At 70.5% G+C, this 14,805-nt stretch carries 11 protein-coding genes; 6 read left to right on the forward strand and 5 right to left on the reverse strand.

Annotated features, from left to right (window positions below):
* Positions 1–208 precede the first annotated feature (208 nt).
* Positions 209–1,312 (reverse strand): AI-2E family transporter, encoded by a 1,104-nt coding sequence (locus JUB11_RS13570; RefSeq protein WP_207459089.1) that lies wholly within the window; start codon positions 1,310–1,312, stop codon positions 209–211.
* A 271-nt stretch (positions 1,313–1,583) separates the two neighbouring features.
* On the opposite strand from JUB11_RS13570, the gene JUB11_RS13575 reads away from it, so the two are divergent.
* From JUB11_RS13575 to JUB11_RS13600, 6 genes are all read left to right on the forward strand, one after another.
* Positions 1,584–2,189, forward strand: a complete 606-nt coding sequence (locus tag JUB11_RS13575) for a sugar dehydrogenase complex small subunit (RefSeq protein WP_207459090.1) — start codon at positions 1,584–1,586, stop codon at positions 2,187–2,189.
* A 9-nt stretch (positions 2,190–2,198) separates the two neighbouring features.
* Positions 2,199–3,908: a GMC family oxidoreductase gene (locus JUB11_RS13580; protein WP_207459091.1), complete on the forward strand. Its 1,710-nt coding sequence runs from the start codon at positions 2,199–2,201 to the stop codon at positions 3,906–3,908.
* Positions 3,909–3,919: 11 nt separating this feature from the next.
* On the forward strand, positions 3,920–5,434 hold the full coding sequence (locus JUB11_RS13585) for a multicopper oxidase domain-containing protein (RefSeq protein WP_207459092.1): 1,515 nt from the start codon (positions 3,920–3,922) through the stop codon (positions 5,432–5,434).
* A gap of 391 nt (positions 5,435–5,825) precedes the next feature.
* On the forward strand, positions 5,826–7,007 hold the full coding sequence (locus tag JUB11_RS13590) for an HPP family protein (RefSeq protein WP_207459093.1): 1,182 nt from the start codon (positions 5,826–5,828) through the stop codon (positions 7,005–7,007).
* 147 nt (positions 7,008–7,154) lie between these two features.
* Positions 7,155–8,705 (forward strand): ATPase domain-containing protein, encoded by a 1,551-nt coding sequence (locus JUB11_RS13595; protein WP_247887031.1) that lies wholly within the window; start codon positions 7,155–7,157, stop codon positions 8,703–8,705.
* Positions 8,702–10,435, forward strand: a complete 1,734-nt coding sequence (locus JUB11_RS13600) for an ATP-binding protein (protein WP_247887032.1) — start codon at positions 8,702–8,704, stop codon at positions 10,433–10,435. The genes JUB11_RS13595 and JUB11_RS13600 overlap by 4 nt, the downstream gene beginning before the upstream one ends.
* Positions 10,436–10,498: 63 nt before the next feature.
* On the opposite strand, the gene JUB11_RS13605 is transcribed toward JUB11_RS13600, so the two are convergent.
* The 4 genes from JUB11_RS13605 to JUB11_RS13620 form a co-directional block, all read right to left on the reverse strand.
* Positions 10,499–10,720 (reverse strand): hypothetical protein, encoded by a 222-nt coding sequence (locus JUB11_RS13605; RefSeq protein ID WP_207459095.1) that lies wholly within the window; start codon positions 10,718–10,720, stop codon positions 10,499–10,501.
* 78 nt (positions 10,721–10,798) lie between these two features.
* Entirely contained in the window at positions 10,799–12,295 is a 1,497-nt protein-coding gene (locus JUB11_RS13610; protein ID WP_207459096.1) for an ATP-binding protein, read from the reverse strand.
* The gene (locus tag JUB11_RS13615) at positions 12,295–12,984 is read right to left on the reverse strand and encodes a response regulator transcription factor (protein ID WP_207459194.1); all 690 of its coding nucleotides are present in this window, start codon (positions 12,982–12,984) and stop codon (positions 12,295–12,297) included. Before JUB11_RS13615 ends, JUB11_RS13610 begins: the two co-directional genes overlap by 1 nt.
* 115 nt (positions 12,985–13,099) lie before the next feature.
* Complete coding sequence (locus JUB11_RS13620) at positions 13,100–14,698, reverse strand: DegQ family serine endoprotease (RefSeq protein WP_247887033.1); 1,599 nt, start codon at positions 14,696–14,698, stop codon at positions 13,100–13,102.
* Positions 14,699–14,805: the final 107 nt, after the last annotated feature.

The following is a 14,805-nucleotide window of genomic DNA, read 5'->3' on the forward strand; positions in this document are numbered from 1 at the left end:
CGGTCCCCCTCACCCTCCCAGCCCTGGCGGGCTGGGCCCCGCCCTCTCCCCAGCGGGGAGAGGGAGAAAACGGCCGTCAAAGTTAGCGCATATGCGCTTTTGCGGGGACGACGGAGAGGTACTTGTTTTCCCAGCAGGTCGTAACCTTGCGTTCTTCTTCCGCGTTGTAGCATTTCCGTCTTGAGCCTTTGCGCCTGCCCGAACCCCCTCACCCCTCCTTCGGGAAGTGCCGCCCCTCGCCGAGCTTGTCCTCGATGTAGAGCATGTTGATCAGCACCAGGGCGACGACGGCCAGCGGAGTCGCCAGGAACATGCCGAGGATGCCGAAGAGAAGGCCGCCGGCGGCGATGGCGCCCAGCGTGATGACGGGGGGCAGGTCCACGACGCGCTTCTGCATCATGGGCAGGACGAGGTTGCCCTCGATCTGCTGGATCAGGATGTAGAGGCCGGCGACCCACAGCGCGTCGTTGGGCGACTGGGCGAAGGCGATCAGCAGGGCCGGCACGGCGGCGATGAAGGGGCCGATCAGCGGCACGAACTCCATCAGGGCCGCGATCAGCCCCAGGGCCGGCGCGGCGGGGATCCCGAGCAGCAGCAGGCCGCCGGTGGTCAGCAGCCCGACCACGGCCATGGAGGCGAGCTGGCCGATCAGCCATTTCCACAAGGACCCGCCCATCACGTCCATCACCTCCTCCGCGCGGGTGTGGCCGCGCGGGGGCACCAGCAGGACCACGCCGCGCCGGTACAGGCCGGGGGAGGCCGCCAGATAGATGGCGGTGAACAGCACCACCACCGCGTCGCCCAGGAAGGACATCACCCCCGTCGCCACCGACTGCACCCGCGACAGCAGCGAGGCGGAAGAGCCCTGCTGGGTGATCTGGTCCTGGATCTCCGGTGGGAGCTGCCCGATGGCGGCGTTGACCTGCTGGCTGAGCTGCCCGAACTGGCCGAGCAGCGATTGCCCCATCAGGAAGCCGCCGCCGACCACCAGCCCGGCGAGCGCCACCAGCACGAGACCCAGCGCCCAGCCCTGGGGCAGCCACGTCCAGCGGTGCACCCCCTGCGCCATGTGCTGGAGCAGGATGGCGAAGAGCACGCCGGTGAAGACCAGCAGCAGGGCATTGGCCACCTGCCAGCAGAGGAACAGCACGGCGCCGATGCCGGCCGCGATCAGCACCTTCCAGGTGAAGATCTTCAGCTCGGTCGAGATCCGCCGGTCAGGCGGGCGCCCGGCCGTCTCCTCCTCGATCCGCGCCGCCCGCTCGGCCGCCTGCCGCGTGCCGCTCCTGTCCCCCGTGCCGGTGTCGTTCATTCCATCCTCGCGCGTCCTGGTGCGGGTGAAACGGCACCGGACGCGAAGAGTTGCAGGGCGCTCGGCTTCCGCGTCAGAGCGTGCCCCCCGTGACCTCTTCCGTCCAGGGACCGAACCAGGCCGAATGGCTATTGCTGGCATAGCCAGATATGCCTTAAATTGTACCTACTTTGGATAGGGACGCCTGACGCGCGCATGCTCTACCCCGGCGGAAGCCGCCGGTAGGAGCGCCTGGGCAACGGTACACGTCTTTTCATGCGGGAGTATGCTCATGGAGGAAGGCGCGAGGACGGACCAGGGCGGCGCCACGCGGCGCGAGCTGCTGGCCGGGCTGGCGGGCGCGGCGGTCGTGGCGGCCCTGCCGGGCGTGGCGACTGTGCCTGTCGCGGAAGCGGCAGAAGCGGCGTCCAAGCCGCTGATGATGCCCCACGACTTTCTCACGGCTTCGTCCAAGCTGTGCGGGCTGGAACTCGACCGGAGCTACATTCAGCTGGGCACCAGCATCTGGCGGACGCTGGCGGCGCTGCCGGAGGGCAAGGACTACGCGGACCTCTGCCGGATCGCGCTGGACACCCCGGACGAGGAGCTGGCGCAAAAGCTGGGCAAGGACTCGCCCCATTGGGAGATGACCCGGACGCTGGTCGCCACCTGGTACACCGGCATGGTGCCCGCCAAAGAAAACACCAAGGAAGACGCCCCGGCATCCTGCCCGGATTCGCCCCTGCCCTACGGCACGCTGAGCGACGGCGCTCATGTGATCACCTACGACGAGGCGCTGGCCTGGACGGTCTGCGAGAGCTTCACCAAGCCCTCGGCCACCTGCGGCGGCCCCTTCGGCTACTGGCATGAACCGCCCACCGGCGCCCAGCCGGCCTGAGGAGACGACATGAACCCGATCCAGGAAAACGAACCGGCCCGCGAGCGGCTGTCCGCCGACGTGGTCGTGATCGGCGCGGGCATCGCCGGCGGCCTGATGGCCTATGAGCTGGCGCGCCAGAAGCGCAAGGTGCTGATCCTCGAGGCCGGACCGGACATCGACCGCACCGAGGCCGTCCGGCGCTTCCGCTCGGAGCCTGTGAAGCGCGCCAACTCGCCCTACGAGATGGCTCACTACGCGCCCTACCCCAGCGATGAAACACCCTGGACGTTCTACGGCCAGCAGGGCCCGAAGGCGGGCGATTCGCCGCGGGTCCAGGCTCCGTTCCAGGGTCTGTACATCCGTGGAGTCGGCGGCGCGTCCTGGCACTTCACGGGCCATGCCGAGCGCTTCCAGATCAACGATTTCCGCATGAAGAGCGTCTATGGCGTCGGGCAGGACTGGCCCGTGTCCTACGCGGAGCTGGAGCCCTTCTACCACCGGGCCGAGGCGGCCTGGGGCGTGGCCGGCGGGCCGGACACCATAGCACCGCCGCGCAGCACGCCCTATCCCATGCCGCCGGTGCCCATCTCCTGGCTCGACCGCTCCATCGCGCGGGCGGCGGAGCCGCTGGGCTGGGGTGTCGGCGGCTACCCGCACGCCCGCGTGTCGCTGCCGGAGGGCTATGACGGCCGCCCGCAATGCTGCGGCAATGCGAGCTGCCGCTTCATCTGCCCGATCGGCGCGAAGTATGACGGCTCGGTCCATGTGCACAAGGCGGTGCAGGCCGGCGCCGATCTGAAGCACGGGCGCGTGGTCTACAACGTCGAGATCGGGACCGACGGCCGGATCAAGGCGGTGCAGTACCGCCTGTCCGACGGCGGCTGGGGCGAGGCACGGGGCAAGCTGTTCATCCTCGCCGCCCACGCCATCGAGACGCCGAAGCTGCTGCTGATGTCCACGAACCAGCGGGCGCGCGGCGTCGCCAACAGCTCCAACCTCGTCGGGCGCAACCTGATGTGCAACGTGGACGCCGACACGATGGGTTACGCGCCGCAGCCGGTCTGGCCCTTCCGCGGCCCGGTCAGCGCCACGGGCGGCGTGACGGGCCTGCGCGACGGCGCCTTCCGCTCCCAACGGGCGGCGGCGGCGACCTTCATCGTCAACGGCGGCTTCGACATGACGCAGGGGCCGATGAAGGAGGCGATGCAGGCGCTCCACGAGGGCACGATCGGGTCGGCCTTGAGCGAGCGGGTGCGCGAGAACACGGCGCGTCAGGTGCATCTGTCCAGCTCCATCGAGGTGCTGCCGGACGAGCGCAACGGCGTGGTTCCGGACCTGAGCCGGCGCGACTCGCTCGGAATCCCGCTGCCCCAGGTGGACTTCCGCGTGGACGAATACTCCATCGCGGGCTGGAAGGCCGCGGCCGAGCGCGACCGGGACATCCTGCGCAACATGGGGGCGAGGGACATCACCTCGCCGCTGGACTGCATGGGCAAGGACGGGCCGGACAACACGCAGCTGACGGTCGATTACGCGATCCTCGGCGGCACCGCCGTGATGGGCGAGAACCCGAAGACCTCCGTGGTGAACAGCTACTGCCAGAGCCACGACCACGGGAACCTCTTCATCGTCGGCACCTCGGCCTACCCGACCATCTCGATCTGCTCGCCCTCGCTGACGCTGGCCGCGCTCGCCCTGCGGGCGACCGACCACATCGTCGCGACGTCGCTCGCGTGAAGGGGGGAACCATGACCTTCTCCATCAGCCGCCGCGCCCTGCTGGAAGGCGGGCTCTGCGCGGCGGCCGCCGCAGCAGGCGCCGGGACGATGCTCCTTCTCAACCGCCCGGCCAAGGGCCGGGCGGCGGACGGGCTTCCCGTCACCGGCCAGCCGCTGGCCCAGCCGCACGAGGTCCGGTCGAAGAACCGGCTGCTCGCGACCGACATCCATGCCCGTTACGCCCGGCACGACCTCGCCGGGCGGCCCGTCCACCTGCGCGGCTACGACGGGCTGCCGGTCGGGCGCACGCTGCGGCTGCGGGCCGGCGACGAGCTTCGCCTGCACCTGCACAACGACCTGCCCTGGGAAGCGGTGGAGGGAACCTGCACGACGCGTCCGGACCGCGAGAACGTCCCGCATGCCTTCAACGCGACGAACATGCACCTGCACGGGCTGCACGTCTCGCCGATGCAGCCGGGCGACGACATCCTGCTGACCCTGGCGCCGAAGCCGGTGAGCGGCCTGGAGAAAAAACAGACGCTCCCCAGCGACTACCGCTACGCCTACCAAATTCCGGCGGACCATCCGCCGGGGACCTACTGGTACCACGCGCACCATCACGGCTCGGTCGCCCTGCAGGTGTCGAGCGGCATGGCCGGCTGCCTGATCGTCGAAGGGGCGGTGGACGACATCCCCGAGATCAGGGCCGCCCGCGAGGTGGTCCTGATGGTGCAGAGCCAGACGGTGGACCCGGACGGCACCTGCGAGCGGGAAGCGCTGCTGGAGCAGTCCGGCCCGACCTACGTCAACGCCCAGCTCCAGCCCGTCCTCACCATGAAGCCGGGCGAGGTGCAGCGCTGGCGGGTCGTCAACGCGACGCACGACCGGTCCCTGTGGCTGGCGCCGCCGGATGTCATGGGCACCGCGCTCCTCTGCACCGACGGCAACCCGCTGCCGGCGGCCAAGGCCCTGACCGGCCCGATGCGGCTGGTCCCCGGCAACCGCGCCGACCTTCTGGTGCGGGCGCCGCAACGGGCGGGCCGCTACGCCGTGGACGGCGGCCCCAACATCGGGACGCTGTTCACGATCGTGGTGCACGAGGCGCCGGCCCTGGACCAGGTCCTCTTCACCGGCGCCCTGCCCTCCTACCGCGCGCTGGAGCCGATCCGGGACGAGGAGGTCACCATGGGCCGGCGGCTGGAGTTCGGGATGACCGGCGGCCCACCGCACCCGACCTACACCATCAATGGCGTTCCCTTCACCTGCCGGGATCCCTGGGAGATCCCGCTGGGCGCCGTCGAGGAGTGGGAGATCTACAACCAGACCAACGAGATCCACCCCTTCCACATCCACGTGAACCCGTTCCAGATGCTGTCCGGCGGCCTCGTGGAGCCGGGGTTGTGGCTCGACACCGTGGAGTTGCCGCCGAACAAGCGCGTGCGCTTCCGCACCCGCTTCGCGGACTTCCGCGGCACCTTCGTCTTCCACTGCCACACCTTGCAGCACGAGGACATGGGCATGATGCAGGCCATCACCGTGACGTGACGGGAACCGGATCCGTGTTCGCTCCTAGACGTTGGCGTTAATCCGCTTTCCTGACTGTTCGCGGGACTCCGGCGCTCTATTTGAAGTGGGAAGCCAAGGAGTCATTCTCGCTGATAGTCGACTTGAAGCCCGCCTCTCGGAGGCGGGCTTTTTCTTTGCAGTGCAGCACGGGCGGGAGCGCGGTCGCTTTACGCTCCGCCGTCCCCTCCTTCCCGGCGCAAGGCTGGAATGCCCCGGAATGGTTAGACAATGGGCAAGCTCAAGCCTAGATTTTCCGCATGGCGCACAAAATACCGGCATCAGACCGTGGCGATCCCGCGCCGGGTCGCTAAACTTCCCAATCCGGCGCCGCTCATCGGGCGCCCCCGCAGGACATTCCGGAGTTCCACAGGTGACAGCAGCACGCGACGCCCGGAAACGCTGGTTCCTCAGCTTCGCCCCTTCCCCGATGAACGTGAACTGGACCGAACGGCTGCGCGCCTGCCTCGGTGCGCTGGTCGGGCTGCTCGCGACCGGGCTGGCGACGCGCGCGGCGGTCGGGCCGGGGGCCGACTGGCCGCTGCTGATCGCGCCGATGGGGGCGTCGGCGGTGCTGCTCTTCGCCGCCCCGGCGAGCCCGCTGGCGCAGCCCTGGTCGATCATCGGCGGCAACCTGACGGCGGCGCTGGTCGGCGTGACCTGCGCCCGCTGGATCGGGGATCCGTTCATCGCCGCCGCCGCCGCCGCCTCCGTCGCCATCGGGCTGATGTTCGCGCTGCGCTGCCTGCACCCGCCGAGCGGTGCCGTGGCGCTCACGGCGGTGCTCGGCGGGCCGGCGGTGCACGCCCAGGGCTACGGCTTCGTGCTGGCGCCGGTCCTGCTGAATTCCGTCATCATCCTGTCCGTCGCCATCCTCTTCAACAACCTGACCCGGCGCCGCTACCCGCACCAGGCCGAACCGGCGCCCGTCCGGACCACCGCCGACGCGCCCCCGGGCGAGCGGATCGGCTTCACCTCCGCCGATCTGGACGAGGTGCTGAAGCAATACAACCAGGTGCTCGACATCAGCCGGGACGATCTCGACAGCCTGTTCCGCCAGGCGGAGATGAAGGCCTACCACCGGCGCTTCGGCGAGATCACCTGCGCCGACATCATGTCGCGCGACGTGGTCGCCGTGAGAGCGGACGAGGAGGTCCAGCAGGTCTGGAACCGGATGCGCCGGCACCAGGTCAAGGCCGTTCCCGTCATCGACGCGGAGCGCCGGGTGGTCGGCATCGTCACCCAGACCGACTTCCTGACCCACGCCAACTGGAGCCCGCGCGAAAGCGTGCTGGCGGGCCTGCGCCGCCTGCTGGGCCGCGCGGTTCCGGCGCGCATCGGCCGGTCGCGCGTCGCCGCCGACATCATGACGCAGCCGGTCCGAACGGCGCCCGGCGGCAAACCCATCGCCGAGCTGGTCCCGCTGATGTCCAGCCTGCGGCTGCACCAGATCCCCGTCGTGGACGAAGCCGGAAAGCTCGTGGGGGTCGTGACCCAATCGGACCTCGTCGCCGGGCTCTACCAGGGCCGGCTGAACGAGCGTTTCGTGGCGTGACGGGCCGGAGCGATCAAGGTGCCGGGCACCGATTAACCTGTCCGGTTCAGGCCGTTTGGATATAGCATGCCGCACCGGGTTGGTCGGTCCGACGGCACTCTCCATCTCCGATGCTTACCCGCGTTTTTTTGGATATGGAAACTGCCCTTGCCCCCGACCTCCACCCCGCCCCTTGCTCCTGCCGGCAAGGCCCGCACCGGCGTCCCCGGCCTTGACGACGTGCTGTCCGGCGGCCTCACGCGCGGACGCTTCTACCTGCTCGAGGGCAATCCGGGCACCGGCAAGACCACGGTCGCGCTGCAATTCCTGCTGGAGGGGGCGGCGCGGGGCGAGCGGGGGCTCTACATCACCCTGTCGGAAACGGCGCAGGAGCTGATCGACGGCGCCGCCTCGCACGGCTGGGGCCTGGACGGGATCGAGGTGTTCGAACTCGTGCCGCCCGAAAGCCTTCTGGACAGCGACCAGCAGCAGAGCCTGCTCTATTCATCGGACCTGGAACTCGGCGAGACGACGCGGCTGATCTTCGAAGCGGTGGAGCGGGTCAGGCCGTCACGCGTCGTTCTGGACAGCCTGTCCGAAATTCGGCTGCTCGCCCAGGGATCGCTGCGCTACCGCCGCCAGATCCTCGCGCTGAAGCATTATTTCACCCGTTATGGCGCCACCGTGCTGCTGCTGGACGACATGACGGCCGACCCGAACGACAAGACCGTGCACAGCGTGGCGCACGGGGTGGTGCGGCTGGAGGAGCTGTCGCCCGATTACGGCGCCGAGCGGCGGCGGCTGCGCGTCGTCAAGTACCGCGGCCAGGCCTACCGGGGCGGCTACCATGATTTCACCATCGGCAAGGGGGGCGTCACCGCTTTCCCGCGCCTTGTCGCGGCCGAGCACAAGACCGACTTCGCCCGCGAGCCCCTGACCAGCGGCATCGGCGAGCTGGACTCCCTGCTCGGCGGCGGCGTCGAGCGTGGAACGAGCGCCGTCATCCTCGGCCCGTCGGGGACCGGCAAGTCCCTGTTCACCCTGCGCTTCGCGGCCTCGGCCGTGGAGCGCGGCGAGCGCGCCGCCCTGTTCGTCTTCGAGGAGGAACTCGGCCTCATGACGGAGCGTGCCAGGGCAATGGGCATGGATCTGGATGGGATGCGGGAAGGCGGGAACCTGTTCATCGAGCAGGTGGACGCCGCGGAGCTGTCGCCCGGCGAGTTCGCGCACAAGGTCCGGGACCGTGTGGACCGTTCGGGCGTCAGGACGGTCGTGATCGACAGCCTGAACGGCTATCAGACCGCGATGCCGGACGAAAGATTCCTCATCCTGCACATGCACGAGTTGCTTCAGTATCTGAACCGGCAGGGGGCCACGACCTTCCTCACCGTGGCCCAGCATGGGCTGGTCGGGGACATGAAATCGCCCGTGGACATGACCTATCTTGCCGACACGGTGCTGCTGCTGCGCTATTTCGAGGCGATCGGCGAGGTGCGCCGGGCGATCTCGGTGATCAAGAAGCGGAGCGGCGCGCACGAAAGCACGATCCGGGAATTCCGGATCGGCGGCGGCGGCATCGCCATCGGCGAGCCGCTTCAGGATTTCCAGGGCGTCCTGCGCGGCGTGCCCACCTGGGTCGGCCATGACGGACCCGGATTCAGGGCCGCATCCGCACTCGCACCCGGCCCCGGGCCCGGGCCCGGGGATGAAGGGGATTGACGCCCTTGTCCGAAGCCGGCGAGTCCGCATCGCCCGAACGCGTCCTGATCCTCGCCTCGCGCGGGCGCGATGCCACCATCGCGGCCTCGATCCTGCGCGAAGCCGGGCTGGCGGCCGAGGCCTGCGCGGACCTCGGCGGCCTCTTGCGGGAGCTGGAGCTGGGGGCGGGCCTGGCGGTCCTCGCCGACGAGGATGTCCGGACGGCCGATCTGCACGCGCTGGCCGGCTGGGTGGGGCGGCAGCCGCCCTGGTCGGACTTTCCCTTCATCGTGCTGACCAGCCGCGGCGGAGGTCTGGAGCGCAACCCGGCGCTGGCACGGCTGCAGGACCTGCTGGGCAACGCCGGATTCCTGGAACGGCCGTTCCATCCCGCGACCTTCGTGAGCGCCGCCCTGACCGCACTCCGCGGCCGCCGCCGGCAGTATGAGGCCCGCGCGCGGCTCAAGGAGCTTCACGACCTCAACGCGACGCTGGAGCGGCGCGTCGCGGAAGAGGTCGCGGAAAAGCTCGGCGCCGAGGAGAAGCTGCGCCAGTCGCAGAAGATGGAGGCGGTCGGCCAGCTCACCGGCGGCGTGGCCCATGATTTCAACAACCTGCTCCAGGCGATCAGCGGCAGCCTGGAGCTGATCGAGCGGCGGGTCCTGTCCGGATCCTCCCCGGGAGCGGCGGAGCTGGAGCCCTACACGCGGGCGGCCCGGCAGTCCGTCGACCGCGCCGCCGCCCTGACCCAGCGGCTGCTCGCCTTTTCCCGGCGCCAGCCGCTCCAGCCCAAGGCGGTGGACCTGAACGCCGTGGTGGCGGGAATGGAGGATCTGATCCGGCGGTCCGTCGGCCTTCCGGTCACGGTGGAGATCATTGCCGAGACCGGCCTGTGGGCCTCGTGGGTCGATGCGAACCAGCTTGAGAACACGCTGCTCAACCTGGCAATCAACGCCCGCGACGCCATGCCGGACGGCGGGCGCATCACCATCCGGACGGCGAACGCCGACCTGCGGGAGACCGCCGCCGCGGCCGAGGCCGGGGTGGAGCCGGGGCGTTACGCGCTGCTGTCCGTGACCGACACGGGCATGGGCATGACGCCGGACGTGCTGGAGCAGGCCTTCGAGCCCTTCTTCACGACGAAGCCGGTCGGCCAGGGAACGGGGCTGGGGCTGAGCCAGCTCCACGGTTTCGTCCACCAGTCGGGCGGCCACATCCGCATCGCCACCGCCGTCGGCGAGGGCACGACGGTGACGCTCTACCTGCCCCTGCACAGCGGTCCCGTCGCGGGGCCGGCGGAGATGGACGGCGCGGCCGGCGACGGACCGGACGCCCCGCCCGCCGGGATGCCCGTGGCGAGGACGATCCTCGTCGTGGAGGACGAGGCCCTCGTCCGCATGGTCATAGCCGACACGCTCCAGGAACGGGGATACGACGTGCTGGAGGCCGAGGACGGACCCTCCGCGCTGAGCATCCTGGAATCGGCGGCCCCCATCGACCTGCTGACCACGGACGTCGGGCTGCCCGGCATGAACGGCCGGCAGGTGGCGGAGATGGCGCGGCGCCTGCGGCCCGGATTGAAGGTGCTCTTCCTGACCGGCTACGCCCACGGGGCGGGGATGGACGATGAAGCGCTGGGGGCAGGCACGCAACTCCTTAGCAAGCCGGTGGCGCTCGACAGCCTGACCGCCAAGGTGGCGTCAATGCTGGCGGCCTCCAATCCGGCGCTGGAGCGCATGCCGGGCGAATGAATCGTGCCGGCGGGCGAGGCCCCGCCGCCCGCAGGGAAAGCGGGGCCTCGCGGATCGCCGGCCTCAGCCCTCGCCGGGCATGCGGCCGGGGGCGCCGGAGCCGTGGCTGGGGCTGATCTTCACGGGGTTGGTCGGGTTGGTGCTGTGCTCGGCCTCCTGCTGGACGCCGGGCAGGTTGTTCACGCGCGGGCTGTCCGGATTCTTGTCCGTGTTCGGCCCCTTGGTGCCGTGCGGCTGGCTCGTGTCGCCGCCGCTGCGGTGATACTCGGTGCGGTCCTCGGCCATGGCCGGTTCCTCCTTCGCTCGTATCGGTGGAGGGCTCAACCGGAACGCCGGCCGGAGGTTCCGGCCTTCCCCACCGGTTCAGGCGGCCCGCGCGGGCGCGCCGGCACCGCCGGTTCCGGAAGCGCCTTCCGCGGCGGCCTCCGGCGGCAGGAGGATGCTGATGCGCAGGCCGGGCCGGTTGTCCTCCAGCAGCAGGCTGGCGCCATGCAGATGGGCCACCGCCTCCACGAGGCTGAGGCCAAGCCCGTTGCCAGGCGAGGCGCGCGAGGCGTCGAGCCGGACGAAGCGGCGCAGCACCTCGCCCCGCATCTCCTCGGGGATGCCCGGCCCGTCGTCGGCGACGGTGATGCGCGCCGCCTGGCCGGGGGCGGCGCCATGCAGCTCCAGCGCGATGCGCCCGCCCTCGGGCGTGTATTTGATGGCGTTGTCGAGCAGGTTGGACAGGGCCTGCGCCAGGAGCTGGCCGTTGCCGCGCACGGTCGGCTCGCCCCGGATGGCGATGGACAGGGTCTGGCCCCGCTCCTCCGCCACCGGCTCGTACAGGTCGGCGGCGAGCGCGACCACCTCCGCCAGGGCGACCGGGACGAAGTCCGTGCGCTTGGCGCCGGACTCGGCTTCGGCGATGGAGAGCAGCGCCGCGAAGGTCGCCAGCAGCCGGTCGGCCTCGGCGATGGTGTCCTGGAGCACGGCGCGGTAGACGGCGTCGTCGTCCGTCTCCTGTATCAGCGCCAGCTCGATGCGCGAGCGCAGGCGGGTCAGCGGCGTGCGCAGGTCGTGGGCGACGCTCTCCGTCACCTGCCGCATGCCGGTCATCAGCCGTTCGATCTGGTCGAGCATGGCGTTGAGGTTCTGGGCCAGCCGGTCCAGCTCGTCCCCGCCGCTGCCCGGCGGCACTCGGCCGCCGAGGTCGCCGGACATGATCTGCCGCGTCGTGCGGTTGATCATCTCGATCCGGTGCATGGCACCGCGGCTGAGCAGCAGCCCGCCGCCGAGCGCCAGCAGGATGGTGACGCCGACGATCCAGCCGAGCGAGGCGACCATGCGCTCGCGCATCTGGTCGAGTTCGCTCATGTCGCGGCCGACCAGCAGGCGGAACTGGCCGGGAAGCGTGAAGGTGGCGGCCTTCGCGGTGGAGGGGCGGTCGGCGACGCCGACATTGTCGGCGACCTTGAAATGGACCCAGTCCGTGGAATCGAAGAGCTGGCCCGGCGGCAGGGGCGGCCAGCCCGACAGGTTGCCGGCCAGCACCTTGCCGTCGGGGGTGGTCAGCAGGTACAGCGAATTGGTGTGGGGGATGCCGCTGCGGCCGCGCACCACCTCCGCCAGCCCCTGGAGGCCGCGGCGCTGGTACTGCTCCTGGAGGCCGGCCACCTCGGCGGCGATGGTGTCTCCGATCTCCTGCTCCAGGAAGCCGGCGGTCGTGCGGTAGACCACCAGCAGGATGACGCCGACCGACAGGACGAACAGCCCGACATAGAGCAGCGCCAACCGGAAGGGGGTCGTGCGCAGCAGCCGCATCCCGGCCGGCAGGCGCGGAAAGGCGAGAGGCGGAAGGGCGAAGCGCCGGCCGGCCATCAGGCCGCCGGCTCGGGCGCGCGCAGGCTGTAGCCCGCCCCGCGCACCGTGTGGATCAGCGGCTGGGGGAAGTCCTTGTCGATCTTCTGCCGCAGCCGGGCGATGTGCACGTCGATGACGTTGGTCTGCGGGTCGAAGTGATAGTCCCAGACATTCTCCAGCAGCATGGTCCGGGTGACGACGCTGCCGGCGTTGCGCATGAGATATTCCAGCAGGCTGAACTCGCGCGGCAGAAGCTCGATCGGCCTGGCGGCGCGGCGGACGGAGCGCGACAGCAGGTCCATCTCCAGATCGGCGACGGTCAGCTTGGTCTGGGGCTGGCCGCTTCCGCCGCGCCGGCGGCCCAGCACCTCGATCCGGGCGAGCAGCTCGGAAAAGGCGAAGGGCTTGGTCAGGTAGTCGTCGCCGCCCGCCCGCAGCCCCTTCACCCGGTCGTCCACGCTGCCGAGCGCCGACAGGAACAGGACGGGCGTGTCGTTCCCCGTCGCCCGCAGGATCTCGACCAGCGACAGCCCGTCGCGACCGGGCAGCATGCGGTCCACGATCAGCACGTCGTAATGCTCCGACCCGGCGAGGAAGAGCCCCTCCTTGCCGTCGTTGGCGACGTCGACGACATGGCCCGCCTCCTTCAGCCCCTTGGCGAGATAGGAGGCGGCCTGCCGGTCGTCTTCGATGACCAGTACCTTCATGTCCATGAATGTAGACTCCCCGACGCCCCGGGCCAAGCCGGCACGGGGAAACTGGCCCGGCTCCCTCCGCCGGATGGGGCGGAGGGGGCCGGGCCGACCATGAACGCCAGGCGGGTCAGGCTTGACCGAGCTTGAAGGCGACGAAGTTCTCGGCCCCCCTACGGTTGACCAGCATCAGCACGCTCTTGCGGCCGGACTTGGCGGCGTCGGCGATCCGGCCCGACAGCTCGGCCGGCGTCTTCACCGCCTCGCCCCCGACCTGCACGATCACGTCGCCCGGCCGGACCGGCGTCTCGCCGGCCTTCTCCGTCAGGCCGGTCACCACCACGCCGGTGACGCCCTCGCCGAGGCCGAGGCGGGCGCGCGCGGCGGGATCGAGCGGCGCCAGCCTGAGGCCCTGCACCGGCTCCACCGCCTCGGCCTGTGGCGCGGTTTCGGCCGCCGCGACCTGCTGCGGCTCGGACGGCAGCGCGTCGATGGAGGCGGTGACCGTCTGCTCCCGGCCCTGGCGCACCACCGTCAGCTCGGCCTTGCCGCCGGGTTTGGTGTCGGCGACGCGGCGGGTCAGGTCGCGCAGCTCGCGGACCGGCTTGCCGTCGTAGCCGAGGATCACGTCGCCCTGGCGCAGGCCGGCGCGGGCGGCGGGGCTGCCCGCCGTCACGTCGGCGACGAGCGCCCCCTTGGCCTCGGTAAGCCCGACGCTCTCCGCGATGTCCGGGGTGACCGCCTGGATCTTCACGCCGAGCCAGCCGCGCTCGACCCGGCCGCTCTCCTTGAGCTGGGCCACGACGTTCTTGGCGAGGTTCGCCGGGATGGCGAAGCCGATGCCGACCGAGCCGCCGTTGGGCGAATATATGGCCGTGTTGATGCCCAGAACCCGCCCGTCCATCGTGAAGGTCGGGCCGCCCGAATTGCCGCGGTTGATGGCGGCGTCGAGCTGGAGGAAGTCGTCGTAGGGGCCGCTGTGGATGTCGCGGCCGCGCGCCGAGACGATGCCCTTGGTCACCGTGCCGCCCAGCCCGAAGGGGTTGCCGACGGCCAGCACCCAGTCGCCGACGCGGGCCTTGTCGCTGTCGCCCCATTCGAGGGCCGGCAGCGGCGCCGCGGGCTCCACCTTCAGCAGGGCGATGTCGGTCTTGGCGTCGCGGCCGATCAGCTTGGCCGGAAGCTGCGTTCCGTCCTGGAGCGTGACCTCGATCTCGTCGGCGCCGTCGATGACGTGGTTGTTGGTCACGACATAGCCCGAGGCATCAATGATGAAGCCGGAGCCGAGCGCGCCGACCTTGCCGCCCTGCTGCCCCTCCCCGTCCTCCGGCGCGCCGTTCGGGCCACCCTCCGGACCACCCTCCGGACCACCTTCCGGACCCTGGCGGAACTGGCGGAAGAACTCCTCGAAGGGGGTGCCCGGCGGGAAGCCCGGCGGCATGGCGGGGCCACGCCCGGCCTCGGCCGTGCGGGTGGTGGAGATGTTGACGACGGCGGGCGACACCCTGGCGGCGAGTTCGGCGAAGCTTCCCGGCGCTTCCTGGGTGATGACGGCCTGGGCCGAGGCTTCGTGGGAGGTCGCGACGGCGGCGATGCCGACAGGGCCGGCCAGCATGGTCGTGCCGAGCATCAGCGCCGCGAGGGTCCGGCGCAGCCGCCGGCGCGGGGACATGGCCGAGGCAGCGGCGGTGGTGGCGTCGGTGAAGTCGGCGTTGTGGCCGGCGGTCATGGGGCGCTCCGTGTCTTGCAATGGGATCTGCGATGAGGTCTGGCGATCCGGATGGACCGGCTGAACCGGCCTTGCGCCCTTAAGTAGGGGATCTCCCCTGACCGCCG

This window comes from Azospirillum sp. SYSU D00513 (assembly GCF_017356015.1).
Classification (GTDB): Bacteria; Pseudomonadota; Alphaproteobacteria; order Azospirillales; family Azospirillaceae; genus Azospirillum.

Excerpts from the sequence above, each read along its gene's own strand:
- JUB11_RS13620 (WP_247887033.1), bottom strand. The coding sequence starts at position 14,698 with ATGACCGCCGGCCACAACGCCGACTTCACCGACGCCACCACCGCCGCT.
- JUB11_RS13610 (WP_207459096.1), bottom strand. The coding sequence starts at position 12,295 with ATGGCCGGCCGGCGCTTCGCCCTTCCGCCTCTCGCCTTTCCGCGCCTG.
- JUB11_RS13575 (WP_207459090.1), top strand. The coding sequence starts at position 1,584 with ATGGAGGAAGGCGCGAGGACGGACCAGGGCGGCGCCACGCGGCGCGAG.
- JUB11_RS13580 (WP_207459091.1), top strand. The coding sequence starts at position 2,199 with ATGAACCCGATCCAGGAAAACGAACCGGCCCGCGAGCGGCTGTCCGCC.
- JUB11_RS13615 (WP_207459194.1), bottom strand. The coding sequence starts at position 12,984 with ATGAAGGTACTGGTCATCGAAGACGACCGGCAGGCCGCCTCCTATCTC.
- JUB11_RS13585 (WP_207459092.1), top strand. The coding sequence starts at position 3,920 with ATGACCTTCTCCATCAGCCGCCGCGCCCTGCTGGAAGGCGGGCTCTGC.
- JUB11_RS13570 (WP_207459089.1), bottom strand. The coding sequence starts at position 1,312 with ATGAACGACACCGGCACGGGGGACAGGAGCGGCACGCGGCAGGCGGCC.
- JUB11_RS13605 (WP_207459095.1), bottom strand. The coding sequence starts at position 10,720 with ATGGCCGAGGACCGCACCGAGTATCACCGCAGCGGCGGCGACACGAGC.